The sequence below is a fragment of the Blastococcus sp. SYSU D01042 genome (genome assembly GCF_054050515.1).
In genome coordinates this window covers 243,049-269,138 of record NZ_JBJGZM010000006.1, presented here as the reverse complement: position 1 = coordinate 269,138, position 26,090 = coordinate 243,049, and the positions used below count along the sequence as shown (strand labels likewise).

Here is a 26,090-nt window from a genome sequence, read left to right as displayed (position 1 = left end):
AGGGTGGCGCCTGCGGTAAAGCGTTCTGTTGCACCGACTTTCGACACCCACGGTAAGCCCGCGAGCACGCGGCGTCGCCGTCACAAACCTCCCAGCGTCCCGCCGGGCGGTTGTGGGAACTCGACCGCCCGGCGCCGTCCGCGTGACGGGTGTGACGGACGGGTCGCACCCTCCCCCCGGACGGCCCTCAGCTGGCCGGCGACACCGAGCTCATGTTGAAGTCCGGAACCCGCAGCATCGGCATCGCGGCACGGGTGAACCAGTCGTTCCACTCCCTCGGCAGGGTGCGCTCGGTGCGGCTCGCCTGGACCGTGCGGCCCAGCAGGTCCACCGGCGACTCGTTGAACCGGAAGTTGTTCACCGCGCCGGTCACCTCGCCGCCCTCGACGAGGAAGACGCCGTCGCGGGTCAGCCCCGTGAGCAGCAGGGTCTGCGGGTCGACCTCGCGGATGTACCAGAGCGTCGTCAGCAGCAACCCGCGCTCGGTCGAGGCCACCATCTCCTCGGGCGTGGCGGTGGCTGACCGGTCCTCGAGCACCAGGTTGTCGACGGCGACCGTGGCCGGCGCGGTCTGCTTCAGCGCCCAGGCGCGCGGGCGGACCAGGTTGGTGAGGACGCCGTCGGTGATCCAGTCGATCGCCGGCGCAGCCAGCCCGTTGTCGAACACCGAGGCCGCACCGGAGGACGCCGGCACCACCTGGAACGGCGCCGTCTCCAGGCCGGGGTGGGCCGGATCGCTGCGCAGCGTGAGCGGGAGCTCGGCCAGCCGGTCGCCGATGCGGTTGCCGCCGCCCTGGCGGGCGAAGACGTTGCGGCCCTCGTCGGCGTCCCGGGCCTCCATCGTCCAGTACAGGTAGATCATCAGGTCGCTCACCGCCGAGGGCGGCAGCAGCGTCTCGTAGCGCCCGGCCGGCAGGTCGATGCGCCGCTGCGACCAGCCCATCTTCCGCTCCACGTCCGCGGCCAGGGCGGCCACCGAGACGTCGCGGAAGTCGCGCGTGCCCGCGCCCGACCAGACCGAGCGGGCGAAGTCGGTGCTCTTGCCGTTGAGCTCCACCCGGCCGGTGGGCTGGTCGGTGCGCAGCCGCAGGCCGGTCGAGCTGCCCAGGTAGGTGGTGCGCATCGAGTGCTCGGCGAAGCCGAACAGCAGCTCGCCGCGGTCGCGTGCCTCCCCGAACGCCTGCCCGAGCTGCGGCGCGAACTCGGCGAAGACCTCGATCGAGGTCTCCGCGGGGTCGGCCGACCAGTCGCCGGCGCCCGGCGGCGCCTCGGCGACCAGCGGGACGGCGTCCTCGGCCGGGCCGGCGTCGCGGGCGGCGCGCTCGCTGGCGGCGACCAGCTCGGCGATGTCCGGGGTCCCCGTGCGGGCGACCGTGCCCGCGGCCATCCCGGCGCCCCCGTCGACGAAGGAGACGACGACGACCGAGCGCGAGCGCATCGCCCCGTTGGTGGTGAGGCTGTTGCTGGCCCACCGCAGGTTCGCCTCGGACTGCTCGGTGACCCAGGTGATCTGGCCGTCGGCGGTCGAGGCGGCCAGCGCCTGCTCGACGAGCTCCTGCGCGCTCGGGGCGCTCATCGGCCTGCCTCCTGGACGGTGTTGAGGACCGAGATCTGGTCGAAGCGTGCGGTCGGGCAGCCGTGGCTCACCGGCGCCACCTGCCCCGGTTGGGCCTTCCCGCAGTTGAAGGCACCGCCGAGGACGTAGGTCTGCGGTCCGCCGACGACCGACATCGCCCCCCAGAAGTCCGTCGTCGTGGCTTGGTAGGCGACGTCGCGGAGCTGGCCGGCCAGCTTCCCGTCCTCGATCCGGTAGAAGCGCTGCCCGGTGAACTGGAAGTTGTAGCGCTGCATGTCGATCGACCAGCTCTTGTCGCCGACGACGTAGATGCCGCGCTCCACCCCGCCGATGATCTCGTCGGTGGACGGGCCGTCGGGCGCCGGCCGCAGCGACACGTTGGCCATCCGCTGCACGGGCACGTGGCCCGGCGAGTCCGCGAAGGCGCAGCCGTTGGAGCGGGGCAGCCCGCGCAGCCGCGCCATGTTCCGGTCCACCTGGTAGCCCACGAGGACGCCGTCCCGGACGATGTCCCACTCCTGCCCGGCGACGCCCTCGTCGTCCCAGCCGACGGTGGACAGCCCGTGCGGGGTGGTCCGGTCACCGGTGACGTGCATCCCCGGCGCGCCGTACTGCAGCGTGCCCAGCTTGTCGACGGTCGCGAACGACGTCCCGGCGTAGGCGGCCTCGTAGCCCAGCGCGCGGTCGAGCTCGGTGGCGTGCCCGATGGACTCGTGGATGGTCAGCCACAGGTTCGACGGGTCGATGACCAGGTCGTAGCGGCCGGCCTCGACCGAGGGCGCCTTGGTCTTCTCGCGCAGCAGCTCCGGGATCTCGGCGAGCTCGGAACCCCAGTCCCAGCCGGTCCCGGTGAGGTACTCCCAGCCGCGGCCCGCCGGTGGGGCGAGGGTGCGCATCGACTCGAAGGAGCCCGTCGCGCGGTCGACGGTGAGCGCGGTGAACTCGGGGTGGATGCGCACCCGCTGCTGGCGGGTGCGGGTGCCGGCGGTGTCGGCGTAGTACTTCTGCTCCTTGACGTGCATGCAGCTGCTCTGCACGTGCTCGACGCCGTCGGCGGCCAGCAGCCGCTCGGAGTACTCGCCGAGCAGCGCGGTCTTCTCGGGGTCCGGGACGGCGAAGGGGTCGACGTCGTACTCGGACACCCATGCCGCGTCCGGGGCGACCGGCTCGGGCGCGAGCTCGACCCGGTCGGAGTTGATGGCCGCGGACACCCGGGCCACGGCCACCGCCTGCTCGGCCAGCCGCACGGCCTCCGCGGCGGTGAGGACGACGCCGGCGGCGAAGCCCCACGTGCCCTCGTGCACCACGCGGACGGCGAGCCCGAGGTCCTCGCCGTCGGTCACCGCCTCGGGGCGCGCGTCGCGCAGGCTGATCGTCTGGGTGCGGATGCGCTCGACGCGCAGGTCCGCGTGCTCGCACCCCAGGTCCAGCGCGCGGGTGAGCGCGGCGTCGGTCAGCGCCGACAGGGGGAGGGCGAGGAAGGACTCGTCGACGGATCTCGGGGGCACCTCCCGTGTCTACCTCATCCCAGCTCCTCGTCCACCCAGCACCAGCGCCAGGCCTCGCCGGGTTCCGCGCTGGCGACCACCGGGTGCCGCTCGGCGGCGAAGTGGGCCCGGGAGTGCTGCCGCGGCGAGGAGTCGCAGCAGCCGACGTGCCCGCAGCTCAGGCAGGTCCGCAGGTGCACCCAGGTCGTCCCCTCGACCAGGCAGTCCTCGCAGGCCGTCGCACCCTCCGGCCCGGCGGCCGGCGCCACGCGCAGGTGGTCGCAGCGCGAGTCGCTGGGCCGGGGCACCAGCGTGCGGTCGCGCTGGAGCGAGTCCAGCTCCTCCTGCCGGTCGAGCAGCGACTCCTCGACGTCGATGGCGGCCAGGGCGGCGGCCAGCACCTCTCCGGGGGCCGTCCCGTCGTCGCGGGCGCGGATCACGACGTCCCGCTCGGCGGCCAGCATCTCCAGGCGGAGCCGGGCGTAGGCGCTCGACGGCGTCTCCTGCTCCGCGAGCGAGCGACCCAGCCGCTCCCAGGCGGCGTGCGAGCGCGCCGTCGACCGGTCGCGGAGCCGGTCGACGACGCCCGGCGGCTCGTCGCCGGTGGTCAGCTCGGCCAGCCGGCGCAGGCCCGCCGCGCTCGCGGCGTCCCCGAGCTCGGCGGCGCGGAGCGCGTCCTCGGCGGGGTCGGGCGCGGGCAGGCCGACCCGGCGGACCAGCCAGGGCAGCGTCGAGCCCTGGATCAGCAGGCTGCCGACCACGACGGTGAAGGCGGCCAGGAGCAGCACCTCGCGGTCGGGCAGGTCCTCGGGCAGCAGCTGCGCCGCGGCCAGGGTGACCACTCCGCGCATGCCGGCCCAGGAGACCAGCACCGTGACGCCGGGCCCCCACGCCTGCCGCCGCATCCACGGCGTGCCCGACCGCAGGACGCCGGCGACGGAGAAGATGAAGACCGCGCGGGCCAGCAAGGTCGCTCCCAGGACCGCGGCGCAGACCACGGCGATCCGCCCGCCCCCGAGCGCGCTGTCGCCGGCGTCGGAGAGCAGGCCGGGCAGCTGCATGCCGATGACCAGGAAGACCGCGTTCTCCAGCACGAACGCGACCGTGCGCCAGGTGATGACCTCGGTGACGCGCGCCGTCGCCGTCTGCACGCGGGGCGAGAGGTGGGCCAGCGCCAGTCCGGTGACCACGGTGGCCAGCACGCCCGACGCGTGCAGCTCCTCCGCCGGGAGGAAGGCCAGGTAGGGGGCGACGAAGGAGATCAGCGTGTCCAGCACGGGATCGCGCAGCCGGGCGCGCACCACGGCCAGCAGCGCGGCGACCACGCCACCCACGAGGAGCGCTCCGACGACGGCCCACACGAAGTCGCCGGCCACCGCCGGCGCCGACGTCGACGAGGACAGCGCCGAGACGGCCACGGACAGGGCGATCAGCGCCGCGGCGTCGTTGACCAGGCTCTCCTGCTCCAGCAGGGTCGCGACCTTCCGGGGCAGGCCCAGCCGCCGGCCCAGCGCCGCAGCGGCCACCGCGTCGGGCGGCGCGACGACGGCCCCGAGCGCCAGCGCGGCGGCGACGGCGACGCCGGGCAGCACCAGCCAGGTCACCCACCCGACCGCCAGGGTGCTGAAGACGACGAGCACCACCGACAGCGCGACGATGCTCAGCTTGTTGTGCCTGAAGTCGAACAACGAGGTCCGGACCGCCGTCGCGTAGAGCAGCGGGGGCAGCAGCGCGTGCAGCACGAGGTCGGGGTCCACCTGGACCTCGGGCACGACCGGTAGGAAGGACGCGGCCGCACCGACGACGACCAGGACCAGCGGCGTGGGCCAGCCGAAGCGGTCGCAGAGCCCGGCGACCACCCCGACGGCGATGACCAGGGCCACCAGCTCTGCGACGACGTCCACGGCGGGGCCAACCGAGCAGCGGGCGCGACGTGTTCCCGGTCACCGGGAGCGGGTAGCCGCACCCCCATGAGCGACCCCGCGCGGCAGCGCCCCGACGACGTGACGATGACCTTCGGCGGCACCGCCACGATGCTGCTGCGGATCGGCGGGTTCACCCTGCTGACCGACCCCAACTTCCTGCACCGCGGGCAGCGGGCGAAGCTCGGCTACGGCCTGCGCGCCAGGCGGCTGACCGAGCCCGCGCTGCAGCCGACGCAGCTGCCCGCGCTCGACGGGATCCTGCTCTCGCACATGCACGGCGACCACTGGGACCGCATCGCCACCAGGGCGCTGCCCAAGGAGGTCCCGGTCGTCACCACGCCGGAGGCGGCGAAGTGCCTGTCCGACCGCGGTTTCACCGGCACGGCGGACCTGCGGGCGTGGCAGACCCACGAGTTCACCCGCGGCGAGGAGACGCTGCGGATCACCTCGGTGCCCGGCGTCCACGGGCCCGGCCCGCTGGCCCGGGTGCTGCCGCAGGTGATGGGCAGCGTCCTCGAGCTGGTGGGGGCCGACGGCGGGGTGGGCTGGCGCGGCTACGTCAGCGGCGACACCCTCTACCGGCCGGCGCTGGGCGAGGTGCTCGAGCGCTGCGGGCCGCTCGACGTCCTCATCCCGCACCTGGGCGGCACGAAGGCCCTCGGCCTCACCGTGACGATGGACGCCCGGCAGGGCGCCGACCTGGTCGAGCTGCTCAAGCCCCCGGTCACCGTGCCGGTGCACTACGACGACTACGACCGGTTCAGGAGCCCGCTCGGGGACTTCGTCGCCGAGGTGGGCCGCCGCGCGCTGCCCGGCAGCATCCGCACGGTGCAGCGCGGGGAGACGGTCAGCCTGCGCGCCTGATCCCGCGAGATCTGCACACTCGGGGTCTTCGGGCTCTTGAACAGCCCGAGTGTGCAGATCTCGCGGAGGGGACGCCGCTCAGCTCCGGGCCAGGAGCTCGTCGAGCTTCTCGTAGCCCTCGTTCACGCCGACCTCCATGCCGCTGGCGATGAAGCCGTCGCGGCCCTCGAACGAGTCGCACAGCGACGTCGAGGTGAGGCGGGTGCGGCCGCCGCCCAGGTCCTCGAGGACGAGCCGCTCGAGGGCGACGTCGTCGGGCATGCCCTCGAACGCGAAGGTCTGGACGATCAGCTCGTTCGGGCGCACCTCGTGGAAGGCGCCGTTGAACGCGTACTCCTCGCCGTCCTGGCTCATCACGTAGCGGTAGGAGCCGCCCGTCCGGCAGTCGTGGCGGTCGATCCGGATCTCCATGCCCTTCGGCCCGGTCCACCGGGCGAACAGCTCCGGGTCGACGTGCGCGCGGAAGACCTTCTCCGGCGGTGCGTCGAACTCGCGCACGATCCGGACGAGCGGGACGTCGGGGTCGGCGACGATCTGGGTCTCGTGGTGCGTGGTGCTGGTCATGGCGTTCCTCCATCGGCGGGGGGCGGCTCGTCCGGCATGGAGCGCAGGACGTCGTCGAGACGGCGGTAGCGCTCCTCGGCCTGCCGCCGGTAGCGCTCGATCCACTTCGTCATCAGGTCGAACACCTCGGCCTCGAGGTGCACCGGGCGGCGCTGGGCCTCCCGGCTCCGGCTCACCAGGCCGGCGTCCTCCAGCACCCGGAGGTGCTTCGAGACGGCCTGGACGGTCACGTCGTAGGGCGCGGCGAGCTCGTTGACCGTGGCGTCGGCGACCGCGAGCCGCGCCACGATGTCCCGCCGGGTGGGGTCGGCCAGCGCCGAGAACACCCGGGAGAGCGGATCCGCCACCATGGAGCTCCTTCCTCAACCTTTCGGTTGAGGAAGACGGTAGACCTGCTCCCGGGCGAGGTCAACCAGCCGGTTGAAGAAGGCCGGGAGATCAGCCCGCGGCCAGACGGGCCGCCCGCTCGGCGACCTCGGCGCGCAGGGCGTCGGCGTCCACGCGGGTGGAGCGCCCGTCGCGCACGACCTGCTCACCGCCCACCCAGACGTCGCGCACGTGCCGCCCGTCGGCCGACCAGACGAGGTGGGCCAGCCAGTCGCCCGGGTCGCCCACGGGCTCGAAGACCGCGTCGCGGGTGTCCACGTGCACGAGATCGGCCCGCCGGCCCGCCTCGAGGACGCCGAGGTCCGGGCGCCCGATCGCGTCGGCCGCAGCTCCCGTGGCCAGCCAGAACGTCTCGGCGGCGGTCAGCGCGGTGGCCGACCGCTCGCGCAGCCGGGCCATGGCGGCGGCGAGGCGCTGGTCGGCCAGCAGGTCCAGCGAGTCGTTGGACGCCGGCCCGTCGGTGCCCAGGCCGACGCGGATCCCGCGGTCGAGCATGTCGCGGACGCGGGCCACCCCGCTGGCCAGCTTGGCGTTGCTGGCCGGGCAGTGCGCGACGGCGACGTCGTACTCCGCCCACAGGTCGAGGTCGCCGTCGTCCATGTGCACGCAGTGGGCCGCCAGCACCCGCCCGCCGAGGACGTCGTGCGCGGCCAGCAGCGAGGGCACCGACGCCCCGTGCGCCGCGAGCAGGTCGTCGCCCTCGGTGGCGGTCTCGGCGACGTGCAGGTGCAGCAGCATGCCGTGCTCGCGGGTGAGCCGGGCCGCCTCGCGCAGCACCGGGAGCGGCACGGTGTAGGCCGCGTGCGGCCCGATGCCGTACTCGACGGTCCCGTCCCCGGGAGCGCTCGCGAAGAGCCGCTGCGCGTCGGCCAGCTGCTCCTCGACCGGCGGCAGGCTCGGCATGGGGATCAGCGTGGCCAGGACCAGCGCGCGGGCACCCGTGGTGCCGACGGCCGCGGCGATCCGCTCGGGGTGGAAGTACATCTCGACGCTGGTGGTGATGCCGTTGCGCAGCATCTCCGCCGACGCCGCCGTCATCGCGACCTCGACGTCGTCCCCGGTCAGCCGGGCCTCGCGCGGCCACATCACCTCCTGCAGCCAGCGGTCCAGCGGCAGCCCCTCGCCCTGGCCGCGGAAGAGCACCATCGGCGCGTGGGAGTGGGTGTTGACCATCCCCGGCATGAGCAGACCGGGCAGCTCGACGGGCTCGGCTCCCTCGGCCGGTGGCGCCTCGGCGGCCGGCCCGACCCAGGCGATGGTGCCCTCCTCGACGTCGACGACGGCATCGGGGACGACGGTTCCGGCGCGGTCCCCGACCACGACCGCCCGGGCGGTGAAGCGCTGGCGCATAGCTCGCGACGCTAGCCGCGCGGCCCGCCCGCGTCGCGGCAGCGCACCGGAGCCGCCGATACCGTGGGGCCCATGGATCTCCTCGCCGCCGCCGCGTCCGACGAAGGCGGGATCACCGGTTTCCTGCTCGACCTGGTGAACTCGCTCGGCCCGGTGGGTGTGGGGCTGGCCATCCTGGCGGAGACGGTCATCCCGCCGATCCCGAGCGAGGCCGTGCTCGGCCTGGCCGGAGTGCTGATCAACGACGGCGAGATGAACATCGTCCCGGTCGTGCTCTTCGCGACGCTCGGCTCGCTGCTCGGCGCGGTCTTCTTCTACTACGTCGGGCGGGCGCTGGGCCCCCGGCGGTCGCACGCCTTCCTCGACCGGCTGCCGCTGGTCGAGACCGAGGACGTCGACAAGACCTTCGCCTGGTTCGAGCGGCACGGCCGGTCGGCGGTCTTCTTCGGCCGCATGGTGCCGATCGTGCGCAGCTTCATCTCCGTGCCCGCCGGCGTCGTCCGGATGCCGATCGGCCAGTTCCTGCTGTTCACCGCCGGCGGCAGCCTGATCTGGAACAGCCTGCTCATCGGCCTGGGCGTCGCCGCCGGCGACTTCGTGCGCGACAACCTGCACTGGCTGGACTACGCGCTGGTCGCCGCCGTCGCCGCCGCGGTGGCCTGGTTCGTCTGGAAGAAGCTCAGCGGCAGGTTGCGCCGCCCGCCGACGGCCGGCGCGCACCTGCCCGCCGACGAGCGCGACCAGGCATGACCCGGCTGCGCCCCGCCGTCGTCGCCTTCGACGTCAACGAGACGCTGCTGGACCTGGCGCCGGTGCGCGCCGCGCTGGTGGAGGCGGGGCAGCCGGCGTCGATGCTGGGCACCGTGTTCGCCCGCACCCTGCTCACCGGCTTCGCGGCCACCGTCGTGGGTGACCACTGCACCTTTCGCGACGCGTTCGACGCGGCGCTGGAGCAGGAGACCGACCTGCCGGCCGCGGCCCGGGCGGCGGTGCTGGACGGCTTCGCCGAGCTCGCGCCGCACCCGGACGTGGAGCCCGCGCTGCGCCGGCTGACGCAGGCCGGCGTGCGCGTGGTGACCCTCTCGCACGGCACGCCGGGCGTGGCCGAGGCGGGCCTGGAGCGCGGCGGCATCAGCCCACTGGTCGAGGCGACGCTCACCAGCGAGTCCATCCGCGCCTGGAAGCCGGCGCGCGAGGTCTACCTGTGGGCCGCCGGCCGGTGCGGCGTGGCCCCGGAGCGGATGGCCCTGGTCGCCGCCCACGGGTGGGACGTGCTCGGCGCCCAGCGGGCCGGGCTCACCGGGGCCTGGTTCCCGCGCCGCGAGCGGGTGCCCCCGTCGGTGTACGAGGCGCCGCACCTGCGGGCCGACGACCTGGCCGGGGCGGTCGAGGCGCTGCTGGCGCTGCCCGCATGAGCGACCTGGTCGACACCCCGCACGGCCCGGCCCGGGTGCTCAGCGCCGGCGACGGCACCGCGGGGACGCTGGTCCTGGGCCACGGCGCCGGCGGCGGCTCGGAGTCGGTCGACCTGGCCGCGCTGGCGGCCGAGGCGGGGGCCGCCGGCTGGCTGGTGCACCGCGTCGACCAGCCGTGGCGCGTGGCCGGGCGGCGGATCGCCCCGGCGCCCCCGCGACTGGACGAGGCGTGGGGCGCCGTGCTCGACCGGCTGCGGCTGACCGACCGGCTGCCCGGCCGGCTGGTGCTCGGCGGCCGCAGCGCCGGCGCCCGGGTCGCCTGCCGGACGGCGGCGGCCGAGGGCGCGGCAGGTGTGCTCGCGCTGGCGTTCCCCCTGCACCCGCCGGGGAAGCCCGAGAAGAGCCGCGCGCCGGAGCTGACCGCCGTCCGGGTGCCGCTGGTCGTGGTGCAGGGCGAGACCGACGCGATGGGCCGCCCCGAGCACGTCGCGGCCGCGCTCGCCGGCCACGGGCTGGCGTCGGTCTACGCGGTGCCGGGTGACCACTCCCTGAAGCGGAACCCCGGCCTCGCCGCCGCGGCGGCGCTCTCCTGGCTCACCGAGGTGCTGCCCGGCGGCTGAGGCCGGGTGCGCTCAGCCCCGACGGCGACGGCGCCGGCGGACCAGCAGCACCACGGCGACGAGCGCCGCGGCAGCTCCGGCGGCCGGGCCGTAGCGGCTGACGACGCTCGCCCCGGCGACCTCGAGCAGGTCGATGGGCTCGGTCCGTGCGGGCGAGGCGGCCGGGGACGGAGCGGGGGCCCCGGCCGCGGGGCCCGGTCCGGCCGAGGGCACGCTGCGGGCGGGGGCGCCCGTCGCCGGGCGGGCCGGCGGCGCCGAGGGCCCCGACGGCGGACCGCTGGGACGCCGGGCGGCCGACGCGGGCGCGACGTCGGGCGCGGTGGTCTTCTGCGCGGGGGCCGCCTTCGCCGCCTGCTTCGCGGGCGCGGTCTTCGCCGCCTTCGCGGGTGCGGTCCTGGCGGCGGGCGTCGCCTTCGCCGCCGCCGCCTTCTTCGCGGGGGCGGCCTTCTTCGCCGGGGTCGCCTTGGCCGGGGTGGCCCCGCCGACCTTCTCGGTCGCGCCGGCGGCCGTCTTCTTCGCCGCCGCGGCCGCCTTCTTCACCGTCGTCGACGCCGCGCCCTCGCCGGGCACCTGCTCGACGGAGGCGGCGACCTCCTCGACCACGCCGGTCACCGTCGCCGCGGCCGTCGCGACCGGGCCGGGCGGGGCGGCGGGCGCGGCAGCCGGGGTCGCGCCGAGCTGGCCGGCCAGCTTCTCGGCGAACTGGTTCAGCAGCTTGTCGCCGACGTCGGTCATGACGCCGCGGCCGAACTGCGCGGGCCGGCCGGTGATCGTCAGGTCGGTGACCACGTCGACCCGCGTCCCGGTCCCCTCGGGCACCAGCGTGGCCGTGATGACCGCCGCCGCCGTCCCGTTGCCCCGCTGGTCCTTGCCGCGCGCCTCGATGACCGCGCGGTGGGCGGTGGCGTCCTTCTCGGTGATCGACCCCTTGCCCTGGTAGGTCAGGATGATCGGCCCGAGCTTGACCTTGATGTGCCCGGTGAAGGCGTCGCCGGTGACGGAGTCCAGCGCTGCACCCGGCATGCACGGCGCGGTCCGCTCGAGGTCGAGCAGCACCGGCCACGCCTCCTCGACGGGCAGGGGAACGCTGAACGAGTTCTCCAGTAGCACGGCTGGACCCTCCTGGGCTGCGTCCCGCCGACCCCTCGGCCCCGGGCGGGACGGACGAGTACGGACCGGCGGGAGCCCGACGCTACCGCCCGACCTGCCCCGTGACCTGTGCGGCGCGAGCGGGTTGAGCCGCGTGGGGCGGGAACGCACCGACGAGCTCACGGCGGCGCAGCACGGCCGAGGCCGTCAGCGCGACCAGCCCGGCCGCGGCCAGCCCCGCGCCGACCAGGCCCGGCGCGGTGTAGCCGTGACCGGCGGCGATGACCAGCCCGCCCAGCCAGGCGCCCAGGGCGTTGGCCGCGTTCAGCGACGAGTGGTTGAGCGCCGCACCCAGCATCTGCGCCTCGCCCGCCACCTCCATCAGCCGCAGCTGCAGGCAGACGACCAGCACCGACGCGCCGGCGCCGATGAGGAAGACCGCCGCGACGATCGTCACCGGCGTCCGCGCGGCCAGCGGGACCACCGCGAGCAGCAGCCCGGTGGCGACGTTGGCGCCCACCAGCGAGCGGAACAGCGCGAGGTCGGCGAGCCGCCCGCCGAGCGCCGTCCCGACGACCATGCCGGTGCCGTACGCCAGGAGCACGATGGGGATCGAGGCGCGCGACATGCCGGTCACCTCGGTGACCAGGGGCGCGATGTAGCTGTAGACGGCGAACATGCCGCCGAACCCGACGACGCCCACGAGCAGGGTGAGCAGCACCTGCGGGCGGCGCAGGGCGGTCAGCTCGGTGCGCACCGTGGCCTCCGGGGCGCCCGGCGACGCGGGCACCACCGCCGCCACGGCGGCGATCGTCAGAGCGCCGATGACCACGACCGCCCAGTAAGCGCTGCGCCAGCCCAGCTGCTGGCCGAGCCACGTCGCCGCGGGCACGCCGGCCACGTTGGAGACGGCCAGCCCGAGCATCACCGAGCTGACGGCCCGACCGCGCAGGTGCGGGGCGACCAGCGAGGCGGCCACCAGCGACGCCACCCCGAAGTAGGCGCCGTGCGGCAGGCCGGCGACGAACCGGGCCACGAGCAGCGACCCGTAGCCCGGCGCGAGCGCGGTCAGCGCGTTGCCGACGACGAACAGCGCCATGAGCCCCAGCAGCAGCCCCCGGCGCGGCAGCCGGGCGCCCAGGGCCGCGATCACCGGTGCGCCGACGACCACGCCCAGCGCGTAGAGCGAGACGACGTGGCCGGCGCTGGGGATGTCCACGCCGACGCCCTCGGCCACGTCGGGCAGCAGGCCCATCGTCACGAACTCGGTCGTGCCGATGGCGAAGCCGCCGAGGGCCAGCGCGACGACGGCGGCGACCAGGCGTCCGCGGGGAACGGCGGTGAGGTCGGGAGCGCTCACGGGGTCAGTGCACCGCGACCGGGGAGGCGTCGTCGTCGGGGACCGGCAGCTGCCAGGGGCGGACGACGACGAGCAGGAGGCCGATGGCGAGCACGAGCGCGGTCACCACGACCGTGCCGATGGCCGCCGCGTCGTTGCCCAGCAGGCCGACGACCGGCGAGACCAGCGCGCCGACGCCGAACTGGACGGCGCCGAGCAGCGCCGCCGCCGTGCCCGCGACCTTGCCGTGCCGGGACAGCGCCAGCGCGGGCGCGTTCGGCAGCGCCAGCCCGCAGGCGAAGAGCACCGCCCACAGGCTCAGCGCCACGCCCCACAGGCCACCGGTGGTGGTGACCGCCAGCGCGACGAGGACGGCGCCCGCGAGCGCCCCGGCCACCGTGCCGGTCACGAGCACCTGCGCCGGGGACCAGCGGCGGAGCAGCACGGGGTTGAGCTGCGTGGCGGCGATCAGCCAGACCGCACCGGCGCCGAAGAGCAGGCCGAACTGCTGCTCGTCGAGCCCGAACTCGCCCTGGTAGACGAACGCCGAGCCCGACACGTAGCTGAACAGCCCGGCCATCGTCAGCCCGGCCACGAGCACCAGCCCGACGTAGGCGCGGTCGCGCAGCAGCTCGCGGTACCCGCGCAGGGTCCCGGCGACCCCGCTGGACCGGCGGCGCTCCGGCGGGAGCGTCTCGGGCAGCAGGCGCCAGCCCACGACCACCATGACGACGCCGTAGACCGCCAGCAGCGCGAAGATGCCGCGCCACGAGGTGAAGCGCAGCACCTCACCGCCGATGGTCGGCGCGAGGACGGGCGCGGCGCCGAGCACCAGGAAGAGCCGGGACAGCATCGTGGCGGCCGCCCGCCCGTCGTACAGGTCGCGCACCACGGCGAGGGCGATCACGGCACCCGCCGCCGTCCCGACGCCCTGCAGCACGCGCAGGGCGCCGAGGACGGCCAGGTTCGGGGCGACGACCACGAGCAGGGACGCCAGGACGTGCAGGGCGGTGCCGGCCAGCAGCGGGCGCTTGCGGCCGAAGGCGTCGGACAGCGGACCGAGGACCAGCTGCCCCAGCGCCAGGCCGACGAGCGTCCCGGTCAGCGTCAGCTGGACCGCCGCCGACGTCGTCTCCAGCTCGCGGGTGATGGTGGGCAGCGCCGGCAGGTACATGTCGATGGTGAGCGGCCCGATGGCCACGAACGCCCCCAGGACCAGCGCGGTGCGGGCGGCGCCGGGCCGCGGGACGGGCGGCGCCGCGGCCGGGCGTTCGTGGAGGGTGGTCACAGGAGGTCGGCAAGTCCGGCGGCGCCCCGGTCATTCCGGACGCGCCGGGAATGCCGGGGAGTTCACGTCCCCCTCACCCCTCGGGCGGCCGGACCGGCAGCAGCGCGCGGGCCGACCGGGCCCGCACCGCCCCCGCCCAGAGCCCGGTCCCGTACGCGAGGTCGTCCAGCCGCCGGCCCGCGAGGTGACGGACCGGTCCGACCCTCCCCCGGTGCGGCCACCAGGCCAGCACGCCGTCGGCCAGCGCGACCGCGCCGAGCACCCGCCGGGCACGCCGCGAGAGCAGCGCGGCGACGACGGCCGGCGGCCAGTGGTGGCGGGTGAGGGCACGGGCCGTCGTCCGGGCGGTGACGCCGGCCGCCCGGGCGGTCAGCACGGCCGCCAGGCCGAGCGGTGGCCGCTCCCCCGGGCGGGCCAGCCGGCGGGAGAGCCGCACCGCGCGTGCGGCGAGCAGCCCGAGGGCCGCCAGCCGTGCGGGCCGCCCGCCACCCACCGCGAGCAGCGTCGCGGCCGCGACGTCCGGCGCCACGACGAGCGGGGAGACGAGACCGCCGTGCCGGGCGGCCAGCAGCGCGGCACCCGTGCCGTAGAACGCCCGCCGGCCCAGCCACGCGCGCGTCCCCACCGGGTGCTCGTGCGCCACCTCGGCGGCGGGGTCGTACCGCACCCGCCAGCCCGCCGCCGTCAGCCGCCACACCAGGTCGACGTCCTCGGCGACCCGCATCGCCTCGTCGAAGCCGCCCGCCGGGCCGAGCGCCGCACGCCGGACGAGCAGCGCGGCGCTGGGCACGTAGGCGACGGCCGTCAGCGGCCGGACCGGCGCGGCCCGCGGCCCCATGTCCAGCGCGCTCGCCACGGCCTCGTAGCCGTGCAGCGGGCCGCTCCCCGGCAGCGCCGTGATCCGCGGCGCCACCAGTGCCAGCCGCGGGTCGGCCAGGTGCGGCAGCAGTGCGGCGAGCCAGCCGGGGCGCGGCACGCAGTCGGAGTCCAGGAAGGCGACGAGCGGTGTCGCGGCCGCCCGCAGACCGGCGTTCCGCGCCGCCGACGGCCCGCGGGCGGTCCCGTGCCGGACGACGACGGCGCCGTCGGCGCGCACCGGGGTGGTCGAGCCGTCGTCCACGACGACGACGGGCAGGTCCGCGGTGAGCGGATCGGCGCGCAGCGCGGCGAGCAGCCGGGCCAGCTCGACCTGCCGGTCCTTGACCGGCACGACGACGGTGACGTCCTCCGTCCCGGTCGCCAGGGCGAGGTCGGGGTGCGCCAGGCCGGCGTCGAGCAGCCGGGCGGCGAGCGCCGCGGTCGTCGCGTCGCGGACGGTCAGCCGGTCGCCGGCCAGCAGCGGAACCGCCCGCGGGGAGAGCCGGAGCAGCCGCAGGGGTGAACCGCCGAGCAGCACCGTCCCGCCGTCCCGGCGCCGCACCCGGTCGTCCAGGCGGACGGCGAAGCCGTCCGGCAGCCGGGCCCCCGGAGGCGCTGGCAGGGCCTCGGGGAGCGGTGCCGGCGCGATCACCCGGGCAGTCTCCCCCGGGCCCCGCGGGACGGGGCGGTGACCCGCTCGTGACCACCCTGTGCTTAGGTCAGCCTTACCTGATCGTCCGAAGGAGTCCGCATGTCCGCCCGCCCCCTCTTCCGCGGTGCCGCCGTCCTGGCCGCCGCCGCGCTCGTCGTGACCGGCTGCGGTTCCGACGACGACGCCGACACCTCCTCGGGCAACTCGGGCGGCGGCAGCTCGTCGGGTGCCTTCCCGGTCACCGTGGACACCGCTTTCGGCGAGGTCGAGATCGAGGAGGAGCCGACCCGCGTCGTCGCCCTCGGCTGGGGGGACGCCGAGACGGCGCTGGCCCTCGGTGTGCAGCCGGTCGGCGCGAGCGACTGGCTGGCCTTCGGCGGCGAGGGCGTCGGCCCGTGGTCCGAGGGCCTGTACGACGAGGCGCCGGAGATCATCGAGACGCTCGAGCCCAGCCTCGAGGCGATCGCCGCGCTCGAGCCGGACCTCATCCTGGACACCAAGAGCGACGGCACGCAGGAGCGCTACGACCTGCTCAGCCAGATCGCCCCCACGATCGGCCAGCCCGAGGGCGTCGAGGCCTACCAGACCACCTGGGACCAGCAGCTCGAGCTGGTCGGCCAGGCGCTCGGGAAGACCGACGAGGCCGAGGAGATCGGCGCGGAGGTGGCGCAGGCGTTCGAGGACGCCGCCGCCGCGAACCCGGAGTTCGAGGGCACCGAGGTCGCCGTCGCGGCCTTCACCTCCGAGGGGTTCGGCGCCTACGTGCAGGGCGACGCCCGGGTGGACTTCATGGAGGAGCTCGGCTTCGTCAACAAGCCGGCCATCCAGGAGCAGGCCACGGACAACTTCTTCGTCCCCGTGAGCGAGGAGCAGATCCCGATCCTCGACGCCGGGCTCACCGTCGCCTTCCCGATCTACGTGGAGGCTTCCGAGTTCACGTCGAACCCGCTGTGGCAGACGCTGCCGTCGGTGCAGGACGGGCGGGCCGTGGTCCTCGAGGACGAGACCCTGGCCAGCGCCTTCTCCATCGGCACGACCCCCGGCATCCGCTACGCGCTGGAGAACACCGTCCCGCTCTTCGCGGACGCGCTCGGCTGACCGCCGGGTCCCCGCCGGGCGCTCAGCCGAGCCGCCCGGCGGGGTCCACCCGCCAGGCCCGCACCGCGGCGGTCAGCCGCCCGGCGAGGTCCGCGAGCAGCTCCGCCCCCTCCGCGGCAGACGCGCCCGCCGGGTCGCCGAGCACGCCGTTCGGGCTGACCGCCCGCACACCCTCGGCCCGCATCCGGGGCAGCAGCTCGCGCAGCGGCGCGGTCTCCCCCCGCTCGGCCCGCGCCTCGTGCACCCCACCCGGTTCCACGTGCAACATCAGCGACGTCTCCACCCGGCCGGCGTGGGCGTCGCCGCCCGGGACGGCGCACGGCCACCAGGCGACGTCCCGCTCCTCCGCCCGCAGCAGCGGCACCGCCGCACGCAGGGCGTCGTGGTTGCCGCCGTGGCCGTTCACCACCACCAACCGGCCCGCCCAGCGGCAGGCGGAGCGCCCCAGCTCCACGAGCAGCGTCGTGAGCGCCTCGGTGCCGATCGACACCGTGCCGGGGAAGCCCTCGTGCTCGCCGCTGGCCCCGTAGGAGACCGCCGGCGCGAGCAGCGCGCCGTCGAGGCCCGGCAGCGCGGCCCGGGCGACCGCCTCCGCCGTCCGGGTGTCGGTGGCCAGCGGCAGGTGCGGGCCGTGCTGCTCGACCGAGCCGAGCGGGACGACCAGCAGCGGCCGCTCGGGGATGCCCGGCCAGGTGGCGCCGCCGAGGGTGGTCACCGGGGCAGCCTCGCACGGCGGGCTGACCGGGCCCAGACTCGGACCATGGCCCCCCGACGCTGCCCCTGCGGAACGGGCCTGCCCTACGCGGAGTGCTGCGGCCCGCTGCACGCCGGCACCAGCACCGCGGCGACCGCGGAGCAGCTGATGCGCTCGCGGTACAGCGCCTTCGCCGTCGGCGACCCCGCCTACCTGCTCACCACCTGGCACCCGCGCACCCGCCCGCCGTCGCTGGAACTCGACCCGGGACTCCGCTGGGTGGGCCTGGACGTGCTGGCCACCCGCGACGGCGGCCTGCTGGCCGCCGAGGGGACGGTGGAGTTCCGGGCCACCTGGGTGGCAGGCGGGCAGCGGGGCGAGCAGCACGAGGTCAGCCGGTTCGTCCGGGACGACGGCGCCTGGCGGTACCTCGACGGCCGCTGAGCCGGCTCAGGCGGCCGGCACCGTCGGGACCGCGTCGGGCACGACGACGGCGTCCCGGCCGCGCGCGGGCAGCCAGGCCACCACGGCGAGCGCCCCGACGACGCAGGCCCCGGCGCAGACCCACGAGCCCGCGGACAGCCCGTCGACGAACGCCTGGCGCACGGTGTCCGCCGCCGCCGGGTCCGCCGCCCGCGCCGCCACCGCCAGCCCGGCCACGACCGACTCCTCGGCCGCCGCCCGCGCCTGCTCGGGCAGCCCGGCGAGCCCGTCCAGCACGGTCCCGGCGTAGACGGTGCTCATCACCGAGCCCACCACGGCCACGCCGAGCGTCCCGCCGACCTCGCGCACCGTGTCGTTGACCGCCGAGCCGGCACCCGCCTCGTCGGCACGGAGCGCGCCCATCACGGCCTCCGTCGCCGGGCTTGTCACGAGGCCGAGCCCCCCGGCCATGAGCACCATGGACAGGACGATGCGCCCCCAGTACGCCGAGTCCACGCCCGAGCCCGCCGCGACGACGAAGCCCAGGGACATCACCACGAGACCGCCCGCCACGACGACCTTGGTGCCGAGGGCCCGCATCGCCATGATCGCCAGCGGCGCGGTGGCGCCGATGACCAGGGCGAAGGGCAGGGTCCGCACACCGGCGGCGAGCGGGCCGTACCCCAGGACCGCCTGGAAGTACTGCGTGATCATGAAGATGAAGCCGAACAGCGCGAAGAAGGCCAGCGCGATGGCACCGCTGCCGGCCGAGACGCGCGCGTCGGTGAACAGCCGCACGTCCAGCAGCGGGTCCGGGCGGCGCAGCTCCCAGCCGACGAACCCGACGAGGGCGAGCGCGGCCGCCGCGTACCCGCCCAGGGTGGTGGCCGACGTCCAGCCGTGTCCCGGCGCCTCGATGGTCGTCCAGACCAGCAGCCCGATCCCGGCCACGGAACCCACCGCCCCGACCGGGTCGAACCGGGATGGCACCCGCTCCCGGGACTCGCGGAGGACCAGCCGCCCGGCGACCAGGGCCAGCACGACGAGCGGCAGCTTCACGAGGAACACCGAGCCCCAGGCGAAGTGCTCGAGCAGGAAGCCGCCGGCGACCGGGCCGACCGCGACGGAGAGACCCGTGACCGCGGACCACACACCGATCGCCGTCGCGCGCTCGCGCGCCCCGGGGAAGGCCGTGATCAGCAGCGCCAGCGTCGCCGGGAAGATCAGCGCGGCACCGGTGCCCATGAGCGCGCGGGCGGTGACCAGCTCGGCGGTGGTACCGGCCGCCGACGCGAGGAACGAGGTCGCGCCGTACAGCACCAGGCCGAGCTGGAGCATGCGCCGCCGGCCGTAGCGGTCGCCCAGGTGCCCGCCCACGAGAAGGAGGGCCGCGAACACGAGCGTGTAGCCGTCGACGACCCACTGGAGGCCGCTGGTGTCCGCGGCGAGCTCCGCGGCCAGCGTCGGCAGCGCGACGTTCACGATCGTGTTGTCGATGCCGACGAGCAGCACCGACAGGCACAGGACGGCGAGCACCCGCCACGGGCGAGGGTGCGCTGCGGGGATCGGCTGGTCCATGACGGCCTCCTAATAGAACGTTGTGCTACGACTGTAGGACGACGTTCTACAGAACGGCAAGGGGGAAGGATGGAGCCATGACGGAACCGGTGCAGCGCACCCCCAGCAGGGACCTCGAAGGCGTGCTGGTGGACGCCGCGGAGCGGGTGCTGGTGCGCGAGGGGGTCCGCGGGATGACCGTCCGGGCGGTGGCCACCGAGGCGGGCGTGGCGCCGATGGGCGTGTACAACCGCTTCGGCAGCAAGCACGGGCTCATCGCCGCGGTCCTCATCCGCGGCTTCGACGGCCTGGCCGAGAGCATCCGGGTGCGCGAGGACACCGACCCGGCCCAGCGCCTGGGCACCTGCGGCCGCAGCTACCGCCGCTTCGCCCTGGCGAACCCGCAGCACTACGAGGCGATGTTCGGCGGTGGCGTCAGCCCCGCCGACCGCGCGGCCGCCTCCAGCGACGAGCTCAAGGAGCACGCCGCCGCGGCCTTCGGCGTGCTGGTCGACGAGGTGGCGCGGGCGATGGAGGTCGGTGTGCTGCGCCGGGACGACCCCCGCGAGGTCGCCTCGGTCATCTGGGCGGCGGTGCACGGCGCGGTGGCCCTCGAGCTGGCCGGGGTCACGCAGACCGCCGACCCCGACGCCACCTTCGAGCGGCTGCTCGTCGGCATCGCCGGAGGTCTGGGCTGACCGGACCGCGTGTGGCCGCAGCCGGGCCGGGGCACGTGCTCCCCATGAGCGCAGAGGACACCCGCAAGGTCGCCGAGCTGCTGAAGGGCCAGCGCTTCGGCTTCCTCACCACGACCACGCCCGAGGGCACGCTGACCAGCCGGCCCATGACGCTGCAGGAGGTCGAGTTCGACGGCGACCTGTGGTTCTTCGCCGAGCGCGACTCGCACCCCGTGCAGCACGTCCTGGCCTCGCCGCAGGTCAACGTGGGCGTCGGCTCGGGCGGCACCTGGGTGTCGCTGACCGGGCAGGCCACCGTCGTCAACGACCCGGCCAAGAAGAAGGAGCTGTGGAACAGCGGCGTCGAGGCGTGGTTCCCGCAGGGCCCCGAGGACCCGTCGGTGGTGCTGCTGAAGGTCGACGGCGAGTCGGCCGAGTACTGGGACAGCCCCGGCGGCCGGCTGGCGACCGCCTTCAGCTTCGTCAAGGCGAAGGCGACCGGTCAGCGGATCGAGGGCGGCGAGAACGAGAAGGTCGACCTCTAGACCCGGTCAGGGGGTCGCGAGCCCGCCGACCATCTCGACCGCCGGCGCCCCCGGCTGGGCCGGGACCGCGCCCGGCCGGCCGGGCAGGTTGGCGCCGGCGAGGTCGGCCGGCTCGGGCCGGGCGAACAGGTAGCCCTGGGCCGAGCCGCAGTCGAGGTCGGCCAGCGCCCGGCGCTGCCCCTCGGTCTCCACGCCCTCGGCGACGATGTCCAGGCCCAGCGTGCGGGCCAGCTCGACGATCGAGGTGATCAGGGTGACCGCCGAGCGGCCGCGCGGCAGGTCGGTGACGAAGCTGCGGTCGATCTTGATGATGTCCGCGGGCAGGTGCCGGAGGTAGGACAGCCCCGAGAAGCCGGTGCCGAAGTCGTCGATCGCGATCCGGATGCCGAGGGCCCGCAGCGCCTCGAGCTGGGCGACGACGGCGTCGCCGTCCCGGACCAGCACGCCCTCGGTGACCTCCAGCGTCAGCTGCTCGGCCGGGAACCCGGTCTCCGCCAGCGCTGCGGCGACCAGGGCCGGGACGTCGTCCCCGGTGTGGAACTGCCGCGGCGAGAGGTTGACCGCCATGCGCAGCGGCGTGCCCGTCTCGGCGGTCCACGCCGCCCCCTGGCGCAGCGCCTCGCGCAGCACCCAGGCGCCGATGCCGACGATGTCGCCGGTCTCCTCGGCGAGCGGGATGAACTCGACCGGCGGGATCAGCCCGCGCTGCGGGTGGTTCCAGCGCACCAGGGCTTCGAACCCGGTCGTCGCGCCGTCCGCGAGCCGCACCGTCGGCTGGTAGTGCACCTCGAGCTGGCCTTCGCCGGCCGCGCCGGCGAGGTCCTGGGCCAGCGCGGCCCGGCGGCGGGCCGCCTCGGCCATGCCGTCGGCGTAGACGACCAGCCGGTTCTTGCCCTGCGCCTTGGCCAGGTACATCGCCAGGTCGGCGTTGCGGAGCAGCGCCCCGGCCGTGCGGTCGGTCGCGTCCGCGGACGTCGCGACGCCCACGCTGCCGTGCACGGTCAGCATGCCGTCGAGCAGCGGCACCGGCAGCGACAGCGCGACGAGCGCCCGCTCCCCGACGGCGCGGGCCACGTCGGCCCCGCCGTTGACCACGACGGCGAACTCGTCGCCGCCGATGCGTGCCACGACGTCGCCCGGGCGCACGCAGCCGCGCAGCCGCTCGGCGAGCACGAGCAGCAGCTCGTCGCCGGAGGCGTGCCCACGGCTGTCGTTGACGGCCTTGAAGTCGTCGATGTCGATGAACAGCAGGCTCACCGTGCCGCCGCGCGAGAGCAGGCGGTGGGTGACCTCCTCCAGGAGCGTGCGGTTGGCCAGCCCGGTGAGCGGGTCGCTGAGGACCTGGTCCTCGTTGAGCCGCCACGAGGAGAGGTGCGCCAGGCTGGCGGCGAGCACGAAGGCGGCGTGGATGCCGGCCCAGAGCCAGGGGTTGCCCTGCGTGTGGTGGCCGAAGACCTCGTCCGGGAAGAGCGTGCCCAGGATGCCGTGGTGGCCCGCGACCACGAGGACGGCGATGCCGAACGGGACCCAGTCCTGGTACAGCGAGACGACGCCGATCATCACGAAGAACACGAAGTGCGCCTCGGTGACGCCGGCCCACAGGTGCACCAGCGCGATCGAGGCGGCCATGAGGCTGAGCGTGGTGGCGGCCGCGTGCACCGCCCGGCCCAGCCCCGGGACCACCGCGACGACCAGCGGTCCGCCGACGGCGGCCAGCACCGCGGCGGCGGCCGGCTGGCCGTATCCCCACGCCCAGGCGAGCAGCACGAGGCCGATGGCGCAGCCGGCCGACAGCCGCACGATGGCGCGGTGCCGCCGCTCCCAGACGGCTTCGGGCAGCCGGCGCCCCGACGGCAGCAGGCGGACGGCGCTGGCACGGAGGAGGTGCATCACCCCCTCCGGATCGTCCACCCGGGTCGCCGGCTGGAGGCCGGGCCGCCGACCTCACCCCGCGGGGGGAGGTTCAGGCCGAGAAGACCGCCGCGAGCGCCGCGGCGACGTCCCGGTGGTCGCGGACGATCCGGGCACGCCCGCGGCCGGCGCGGGCCAGCTCCCGGCCCAGCTCCAGGTCGTGCTCGCCGGAGACGTCGAGCAGGACGTCCAGCCTCGGCAACCGCCCGGCGGTGGCCCGCGGGTCGGGCCCGGCGTTGTGCACGCAGTCGCTGAGCAGCAGGACCCGCGCGTCCCGCGGCGGGACCCCGGCGAGCTGCCGCGCCGCGGTCTCCAGCGCGAAGGTCACGTTGGTGAGCCCCTGCGTCGGCACCCGCAGCAGGAGGTCGAGGACGGCGAGCGGCGCCACCTGCTCGTCCGGCCGCACCAGCACCGCCGCGTCCGACCAGAACGCGACGACGGACAGCGAGTCCCGCGCCAGCTCCCCGGCGAGCGCCCCGACGGCCGCGGCCGCGGTGCGCACCCGCTCTCCCTTCATCGAGCCGGAGACGTCGACGACGAGGACAACGGCGCGGCGCTGACGGACCCGCTCCCGGACGACGACGTCGCCCGCCTCCGGGAAGGGGTTGCCCGCGATCTGCTCGACGGTCCGCTCCAGGTCCAGCTCGTCGGAGCCCCCGCTCCAGGACCGGCTCACCAGCTCGCCTCCCCCGCGCCGGAGCCGGCGGTCGCGGGGCGGCCTGGGCACGGCGAGCCGCCGGGCGATCCGGCGGGCGCGCTGCCGGGTGAGCCCGTCGTCCGCTGCGGCCGCGTCCAGGTCGGCGAGCGGGATGAGGTCGGCCGGCTCGTCCGTGGTGCCCGGGGCGCTGCCTCCCGGCCGGGTGGCGCTGCCGGCACCCCGGCGCCGGGTCCCGGAGGAGAGGGCGAGCCCCGCGCCGCCGGGTGCCGGCTCGTACAGGTCCGGCTGCTCGGTGAGCTGCTTGGGGCGGCGCCGCAGCGGACGGGCCCCGCGCGGGCGGCCGGCGCGGGACGGGCGGGTCACCGGCGAGTCGGCCTCGACAGCCCTTCAACCGGGCGCGGCCGCCGCGGGGCCCAGCAGGAAGTGGTCCTCCCAGATCTCCAGCAGCACCGCTTCCGGGGTGCTCTCGACCGCCTCGTCCAGGAAGATCCGGCCGGACAGCGCCAGCAGCACGGCGTCCAGCACGGTCCCGGTGTAGTCCTCCGGCAGCTCCCGCGGCGGGTCGACCGCACCGTCGCCGGGCAGCTCGATCCCCCGCATCGCCGCCAGCTGCGCGGCGATCAGGGCGACGTCGATGGCGCCGCGCACGCTGCTGCCCTGCCGGACGTCCTCCCGCTCCCGCGTGGCCCGGGTGAGCGCGACCGAGTCGGCGACCAGCCGCGAGGAGCCGACCCCCGTCCGCCGCGCCACGATGCCCCGCTCGGCCCCGGCGTCCTGGTAGCCGATCGCCAGCCGGCACAGCCGGTCGTGGACCGACGTCGACAACCGGGTGGTGCCGACGTTGTCGTAGGGGTTCATCGAGGCGATGACCCGGAACGAGGGCTCGGCGACCACCGTGCCCACCCGTGGCACCGCGATCCGCCGCTCGGCCATCGCCGTCAGCAGCGTGTTGAGCGTGTCCTCCGGGGCCCGGTTGAACTCCTCCACGTAGAGGAAGCCCCCGGTCCGCATCGCCTCGATCAGCGGGCCCGGCACGAAGTTGCCCGGCGTGTAGTCCTCGCGCAGCACCCGGGCGGGGTCGTGGTGGCCGACCAGCCGGGTGGGCGTGAGGTCGGCGTTGCCCTCGACGAAGACCAGGGGGATGCCCCACTCGGCCGTGACCGCGCGCAGCAGGGTGGACTTCGACGTGCCCGGCGGGCCCTCCAGGAGCACGTCCCTGCCGGCGGCCACCGCCGCCAGCAGCAGGTCCAGCTCCCGCTCCCGGCCGACCAGGTGACGGGCGACCCGGGCCCGCACGGCCCGCACGGCCGCCCCGTCGTCACCGGTGACCCGGAGCCCGGTCACCACCGGGTCGCCGTCGAACCCACCGTCCCGCGCGATCTCGTCCTCCTCCCGCCGCCCCGGAGGGGCTCCTGCTACTTGGTGGTGAAACCGGCGTCGACCGGGAGGGTCACGCCGGTGATGTAGCGGGCCTCGTCGGAGACGAGGAACAGGATCGCGTTGGAGATGTCCACCGGGTCCACCCACGGCACCGGCAGCGCGTTGGTGGAGCGGAAGATCGGCTCGGCCTTCTCGCGGGTCGGCTCGGGGTCGTCGGGGGCGAACAGGCCCCACGTCTTCGGGTTCTGGATCATCACCGTGTCCACGCCGGTCGGGTGCACGCTGTTGACCCGGATCGAGTGCTCGGCGAACTCGTTGGCCAGCGTCCGCATGATCCCCACGACGCCGTGCTTGGCGGCGGTGTAGTGGACGGTGTTCGGCACGCCCTTGAGCCCCGCGGTGGAGCTGGTGATGACGATGGCCCCGCCGCGGCCGCCCTCCAGCAGGTGCGGCAGCGCGACCTTGCAGGTGTTCCAGACGCCGGTCAGGTTGACGTCGATCATCTCCCGCCACGCGTCGTCGGTGAGCTCGAGCGCGGGCTGGATCTCGAAGACCCCGGCGTTGGCGCAGACGATGTCCAGCCGCCCCAGCTGGGCGACGCCGTCGTCGACCGCCGCCTTCAGTGCGGCGGAGTCGCGGACGTCGGCCTTCGTGGCGACGATCCGCCGGTCCAGCGCCTCGACCTGGCGCACCGTCTCGGCCAGGTCCTCCTCCGTGGCCGGCGGGTACATCCCGATGCTCGGCACCGGCCCGCAGATGTCGACGGCGATGACGTCCGCGCCCTCCTGCGCGAGCCGCAGCGCGTGGCTGCGGCCCTGGCTGCGCGCGGCACCGGTGACGAAGGCGACCTTGCCCTCCACGCGGCCGGCCATTACTTGATCACCGACCCGGCGTCGACGGGCAGCTGCACGCCGGTGACGTAGCGGCCCTCGTCCGAGACCAGGAAGAGGACGGCGTTGCTGATGTCGGCGACGTCCACCCAGGGGATGGGCAGCGCGTTGAGCCCCTGGAACATCGGTGCCACGTCCTCCCGGGTGACCTCCGCCGCGGGCTTGTCGGGCACGAAGTTCCCGTAGGTCGCCCGGTTGTGGATCATGTCGGTGCTGACCGCCGTCGGGTGCACCGAGTTGACCCGGATCATGTCCGGCGCCAGCTCGTTGGCGAAGGTCTTCACCAGCCCGACGACGCCGTGCTTGGCGGCGACGTAGTGGGCGAGATTGCCCAGGCCCTTGATGCCGGCCGTGGAGCTGGTGATGACGATCGCGCCGCCCTCGCCGTGCGCCCGCAGGTGCGGCACCGCCGCCCGGACGGTCTTGAAGACCCCGGTGAGGTTGATGCCGATCATGTCGTCCCACATCTCGTCGGACAGGTCCTCGACCGGCGCGAAGCTGGCGATGCCGGCGTTGGCCACGACGATGTCGAGCCGGCCCAGCTGGGCGACCCCCTCGTCCACCGCCTGCTTCAGCGCGGCGGTGTCCCGCACGTCGGCCTGGGACGCGACGATCCGCCGGTCGAGGGCCTCCACCTGCCGCACGGTCTCCGCCAGGTCCTCCGGCGTCGCCAGCGGGTAACCCACCGTGTCCACCTGCGCGCAGACGTCGACGGCGATGACGTCGGCGCCCTCCTGCGCGAGCCGCAGCGCGTGCGACCGCCCCTGCCCGCGCGCCGCGCCGGTGATGAATGCGACCTTGCCGTCCAGCCTGCCCATGCCTGCCCCCTCGACTCGCCGTCGA

General features: G+C 75.4%; 25 protein-coding genes. 8 read left to right on the top strand and 17 right to left on the bottom strand.

The annotated features are described in order from the left end of the window. Window positions 1-187: 187 nt before the first annotated feature. The 3 genes from ACI79H_RS13475 to ACI79H_RS13465 are packed head-to-tail and all read right to left on the bottom strand — an operon-like array spanning window position 188 to window position 4,967. Window positions 188-1,576, bottom strand: coding sequence for a metallopeptidase TldD-related protein (locus ACI79H_RS13475; protein ID WP_456554908.1), 1,389 nt, complete (start codon window positions 1,574-1,576; stop codon window positions 188-190). After that, window positions 1,573-3,084 carry a TldD/PmbA family protein gene (locus ACI79H_RS13470; RefSeq protein WP_456554907.1) on the bottom strand — a complete coding sequence of 504 codons (1,512 nt, stop codon included), beginning with the start codon at window positions 3,082-3,084 and terminating at the stop codon, window positions 1,573-1,575. Before ACI79H_RS13470 ends, ACI79H_RS13475 begins: the two co-directional genes overlap by 4 nt. A 14-nt stretch (window positions 3,085-3,098) precedes the next feature. Further along, window positions 3,099-4,967, bottom strand: coding sequence for a cation:proton antiporter domain-containing protein (locus ACI79H_RS13465; RefSeq protein WP_456554906.1), 1,869 nt, complete (start codon window positions 4,965-4,967; stop codon window positions 3,099-3,101). Window positions 4,968-5,033: 66 nt separating this feature from the next. Here ACI79H_RS13465 and ACI79H_RS13460 point away from each other — a divergent pair, with 66 nt between their 5' ends. Next, complete coding sequence (locus tag ACI79H_RS13460; RefSeq protein WP_456554905.1) at window positions 5,034-5,852, top strand: MBL fold metallo-hydrolase; 819 nt, start codon at window positions 5,034-5,036, stop codon at window positions 5,850-5,852. A gap of 78 nt (window positions 5,853-5,930) precedes the next feature. Here the strand turns inward: ACI79H_RS13460 and ACI79H_RS13455 are convergent, their stop codons facing one another. The 3 genes from ACI79H_RS13455 to ACI79H_RS13445 form a co-directional block, all read right to left on the bottom strand. Next, window positions 5,931-6,416: an SRPBCC family protein gene (locus ACI79H_RS13455; protein WP_456554904.1), complete on the bottom strand. Its 486-nt coding sequence runs from the start codon at window positions 6,414-6,416 to the stop codon at window positions 5,931-5,933. After that, entirely contained in the window at window positions 6,413-6,766 is a 354-nt protein-coding gene (locus ACI79H_RS13450; RefSeq protein ID WP_456554903.1) for a metalloregulator ArsR/SmtB family transcription factor, read from the bottom strand. The genes ACI79H_RS13455 and ACI79H_RS13450 overlap by 4 nt, the downstream gene beginning before the upstream one ends. An 88-nt stretch (window positions 6,767-6,854) precedes the next feature. Beyond that, entirely contained in the window at window positions 6,855-8,153 is a 1,299-nt protein-coding gene (locus tag ACI79H_RS13445; protein WP_456554902.1) for an amidohydrolase family protein, read from the bottom strand. A gap of 72 nt (window positions 8,154-8,225) precedes the next feature. Between ACI79H_RS13445 and ACI79H_RS13440 the strand changes: the two genes are divergently transcribed. Genes ACI79H_RS13440 through ACI79H_RS13430 form a run of 3 tightly spaced genes read left to right on the top strand, consistent with a single transcriptional unit; the run spans window position 8,226 to window position 10,188 of the window. Next, window positions 8,226-8,903, top strand: a complete 678-nt coding sequence (locus tag ACI79H_RS13440; protein ID WP_456554901.1) for a DedA family protein — start codon at window positions 8,226-8,228, stop codon at window positions 8,901-8,903. After that, window positions 8,900-9,568 carry an HAD-IA family hydrolase gene (locus tag ACI79H_RS13435; protein WP_456554900.1) on the top strand — a complete coding sequence of 223 codons (669 nt, stop codon included), beginning with the start codon at window positions 8,900-8,902 and terminating at the stop codon, window positions 9,566-9,568. The genes ACI79H_RS13440 and ACI79H_RS13435 overlap by 4 nt, the downstream gene beginning before the upstream one ends. After that, window positions 9,565-10,188, top strand: a complete 624-nt coding sequence (locus tag ACI79H_RS13430) for an alpha/beta hydrolase family protein (protein ID WP_456554899.1) — start codon at window positions 9,565-9,567, stop codon at window positions 10,186-10,188. Before ACI79H_RS13435 ends, ACI79H_RS13430 begins: the two co-directional genes overlap by 4 nt. 12 nt (window positions 10,189-10,200) lie before the next feature. Here the strand turns inward: ACI79H_RS13430 and ACI79H_RS13425 are convergent, their stop codons facing one another. The 4 genes from ACI79H_RS13425 to mftF all read right to left on the bottom strand — a co-directional run bounded on the left by ACI79H_RS13425 (window position 10,201) and on the right by mftF (window position 15,414). Next, entirely contained in the window at window positions 10,201-11,298 is a 1,098-nt protein-coding gene (locus ACI79H_RS13425) for an SRPBCC family protein (RefSeq protein WP_456554898.1), read from the bottom strand. Between the two features lie 82 nt (window positions 11,299-11,380). Continuing rightward, entirely contained in the window at window positions 11,381-12,637 is a 1,257-nt protein-coding gene (locus ACI79H_RS13420; protein WP_456554897.1) for an MFS transporter, read from the bottom strand. A 4-nt stretch (window positions 12,638-12,641) separates the two neighbouring features. Continuing rightward, window positions 12,642-13,904 carry a multidrug effflux MFS transporter gene (locus ACI79H_RS13415; RefSeq protein ID WP_456554896.1) on the bottom strand — a complete coding sequence of 421 codons (1,263 nt, stop codon included), beginning with the start codon at window positions 13,902-13,904 and terminating at the stop codon, window positions 12,642-12,644. Between the two features lie 73 nt (window positions 13,905-13,977). Continuing rightward, window positions 13,978-15,414: a mycofactocin biosynthesis glycosyltransferase MftF gene (gene mftF / locus ACI79H_RS13410; RefSeq protein WP_456554895.1), complete on the bottom strand. Its 1,437-nt coding sequence runs from the start codon at window positions 15,412-15,414 to the stop codon at window positions 13,978-13,980. 99 nt (window positions 15,415-15,513) lie between these two features. Here mftF and ACI79H_RS13405 point away from each other — a divergent pair, with 99 nt between their 5' ends. Next, the gene (locus tag ACI79H_RS13405) at window positions 15,514-16,512 is read left to right on the top strand and encodes an iron-siderophore ABC transporter substrate-binding protein (protein ID WP_456554894.1); all 999 of its coding nucleotides are present in this window, start codon (window positions 15,514-15,516) and stop codon (window positions 16,510-16,512) included. A gap of 22 nt (window positions 16,513-16,534) precedes the next feature. On the opposite strand, the gene mftE is transcribed toward ACI79H_RS13405, so the two are convergent. Then, the gene (gene mftE / locus ACI79H_RS13400; RefSeq protein ID WP_456554893.1) at window positions 16,535-17,227 is read right to left on the bottom strand and encodes a mycofactocin biosynthesis peptidyl-dipeptidase MftE; all 693 of its coding nucleotides are present in this window, start codon (window positions 17,225-17,227) and stop codon (window positions 16,535-16,537) included. Window positions 17,228-17,272: 45 nt separating this feature from the next. Here mftE and ACI79H_RS13395 point away from each other — a divergent pair, with 45 nt between their 5' ends. Then, the gene (locus tag ACI79H_RS13395) at window positions 17,273-17,650 is read left to right on the top strand and encodes a YchJ family protein (RefSeq protein WP_456554892.1); all 378 of its coding nucleotides are present in this window, start codon (window positions 17,273-17,275) and stop codon (window positions 17,648-17,650) included. 6 nt (window positions 17,651-17,656) lie between these two features. Here the strand turns inward: ACI79H_RS13395 and ACI79H_RS13390 are convergent, their stop codons facing one another. Then, on the bottom strand, window positions 17,657-19,207 hold the full coding sequence (locus ACI79H_RS13390) for an MFS transporter (RefSeq protein WP_456554891.1): 1,551 nt from the start codon (window positions 19,205-19,207) through the stop codon (window positions 17,657-17,659). 77 nt (window positions 19,208-19,284) lie between these two features. On the opposite strand from ACI79H_RS13390, the gene ACI79H_RS13385 reads away from it, so the two are divergent. Both ACI79H_RS13385 and ACI79H_RS13380 read left to right on the top strand, forming a co-directional pair. Next, entirely contained in the window at window positions 19,285-19,884 is a 600-nt protein-coding gene (locus ACI79H_RS13385; protein WP_456554890.1) for a TetR/AcrR family transcriptional regulator, read from the top strand. A gap of 44 nt (window positions 19,885-19,928) precedes the next feature. Next, the gene (locus ACI79H_RS13380) at window positions 19,929-20,408 is read left to right on the top strand and encodes a pyridoxamine 5'-phosphate oxidase family protein (protein WP_456554889.1); all 480 of its coding nucleotides are present in this window, start codon (window positions 19,929-19,931) and stop codon (window positions 20,406-20,408) included. Window positions 20,409-20,414: 6 nt separating this feature from the next. On the opposite strand, the gene ACI79H_RS13375 is transcribed toward ACI79H_RS13380, so the two are convergent. The 5 genes from ACI79H_RS13375 to ACI79H_RS13355 all read right to left on the bottom strand — a co-directional run bounded on the left by ACI79H_RS13375 (window position 20,415) and on the right by ACI79H_RS13355 (window position 26,065). Beyond that, on the bottom strand, window positions 20,415-22,298 hold the full coding sequence (locus ACI79H_RS13375; RefSeq protein WP_456554888.1) for a putative bifunctional diguanylate cyclase/phosphodiesterase: 1,884 nt from the start codon (window positions 22,296-22,298) through the stop codon (window positions 20,415-20,417). Window positions 22,299-22,371: 73 nt separating this feature from the next. After that, entirely contained in the window at window positions 22,372-23,340 is a 969-nt protein-coding gene (locus tag ACI79H_RS13370) for a vWA domain-containing protein (protein ID WP_456554887.1), read from the bottom strand. A gap of 24 nt (window positions 23,341-23,364) precedes the next feature. Next, on the bottom strand, window positions 23,365-24,321 hold the full coding sequence (locus ACI79H_RS13365) for an AAA family ATPase (protein ID WP_456554886.1): 957 nt from the start codon (window positions 24,319-24,321) through the stop codon (window positions 23,365-23,367). A 71-nt stretch (window positions 24,322-24,392) separates the two neighbouring features. After that, on the bottom strand, window positions 24,393-25,229 hold the full coding sequence (locus ACI79H_RS13360) for a mycofactocin-coupled SDR family oxidoreductase (RefSeq protein WP_456554885.1): 837 nt from the start codon (window positions 25,227-25,229) through the stop codon (window positions 24,393-24,395). Continuing rightward, entirely contained in the window at window positions 25,229-26,065 is an 837-nt protein-coding gene (locus ACI79H_RS13355) for a mycofactocin-coupled SDR family oxidoreductase (protein WP_456554884.1), read from the bottom strand. Before ACI79H_RS13355 ends, ACI79H_RS13360 begins: the two co-directional genes overlap by 1 nt. Between the last annotated feature and the right edge of the window lie 25 nt (window positions 26,066-26,090).

What these genes read in the sequence shown, in the direction of transcription:
- ACI79H_RS13455 (WP_456554904.1), bottom strand. Translation starts at nt 6,416, where the DNA reads ATGACCAGCACCACGCACCACGAGACCCAGATCGTCGCCGACCCCGAC.
- ACI79H_RS13375 (WP_456554888.1), bottom strand. Translation starts at nt 22,298, where the DNA reads ATGCACCTCCTCCGTGCCAGCGCCGTCCGCCTGCTGCCGTCGGGGCGC.
- ACI79H_RS13445 (WP_456554902.1), bottom strand. Translation starts at nt 8,153, where the DNA reads ATGCGCCAGCGCTTCACCGCCCGGGCGGTCGTGGTCGGGGACCGCGCC.
- ACI79H_RS13440 (WP_456554901.1), top strand. Translation starts at nt 8,226, where the DNA reads ATGGATCTCCTCGCCGCCGCCGCGTCCGACGAAGGCGGGATCACCGGT.
- ACI79H_RS13395 (WP_456554892.1), top strand. Translation starts at nt 17,273, where the DNA reads ATGGCCCCCCGACGCTGCCCCTGCGGAACGGGCCTGCCCTACGCGGAG.
- ACI79H_RS13475 (WP_456554908.1), bottom strand. Translation starts at nt 1,576, where the DNA reads ATGAGCGCCCCGAGCGCGCAGGAGCTCGTCGAGCAGGCGCTGGCCGCC.
- ACI79H_RS13385 (WP_456554890.1), top strand. Translation starts at nt 19,285, where the DNA reads ATGACGGAACCGGTGCAGCGCACCCCCAGCAGGGACCTCGAAGGCGTG.
- ACI79H_RS13390 (WP_456554891.1), bottom strand. Translation starts at nt 19,207, where the DNA reads ATGGACCAGCCGATCCCCGCAGCGCACCCTCGCCCGTGGCGGGTGCTC.
- ACI79H_RS13355 (WP_456554884.1), bottom strand. Translation starts at nt 26,065, where the DNA reads ATGGGCAGGCTGGACGGCAAGGTCGCATTCATCACCGGCGCGGCGCGC.
- ACI79H_RS13430 (WP_456554899.1), top strand. Translation starts at nt 9,565, where the DNA reads ATGAGCGACCTGGTCGACACCCCGCACGGCCCGGCCCGGGTGCTCAGC.
- ACI79H_RS13360 (WP_456554885.1), bottom strand. Translation starts at nt 25,229, where the DNA reads ATGGCCGGCCGCGTGGAGGGCAAGGTCGCCTTCGTCACCGGTGCCGCG.
- ACI79H_RS13435 (WP_456554900.1), top strand. Translation starts at nt 8,900, where the DNA reads ATGACCCGGCTGCGCCCCGCCGTCGTCGCCTTCGACGTCAACGAGACG.
- ACI79H_RS13460 (WP_456554905.1), top strand. Translation starts at nt 5,034, where the DNA reads ATGAGCGACCCCGCGCGGCAGCGCCCCGACGACGTGACGATGACCTTC.
- ACI79H_RS13380 (WP_456554889.1), top strand. Translation starts at nt 19,929, where the DNA reads ATGAGCGCAGAGGACACCCGCAAGGTCGCCGAGCTGCTGAAGGGCCAG.
- ACI79H_RS13405 (WP_456554894.1), top strand. Translation starts at nt 15,514, where the DNA reads ATGTCCGCCCGCCCCCTCTTCCGCGGTGCCGCCGTCCTGGCCGCCGCC.
- ACI79H_RS13450 (WP_456554903.1), bottom strand. Translation starts at nt 6,766, where the DNA reads ATGGTGGCGGATCCGCTCTCCCGGGTGTTCTCGGCGCTGGCCGACCCC.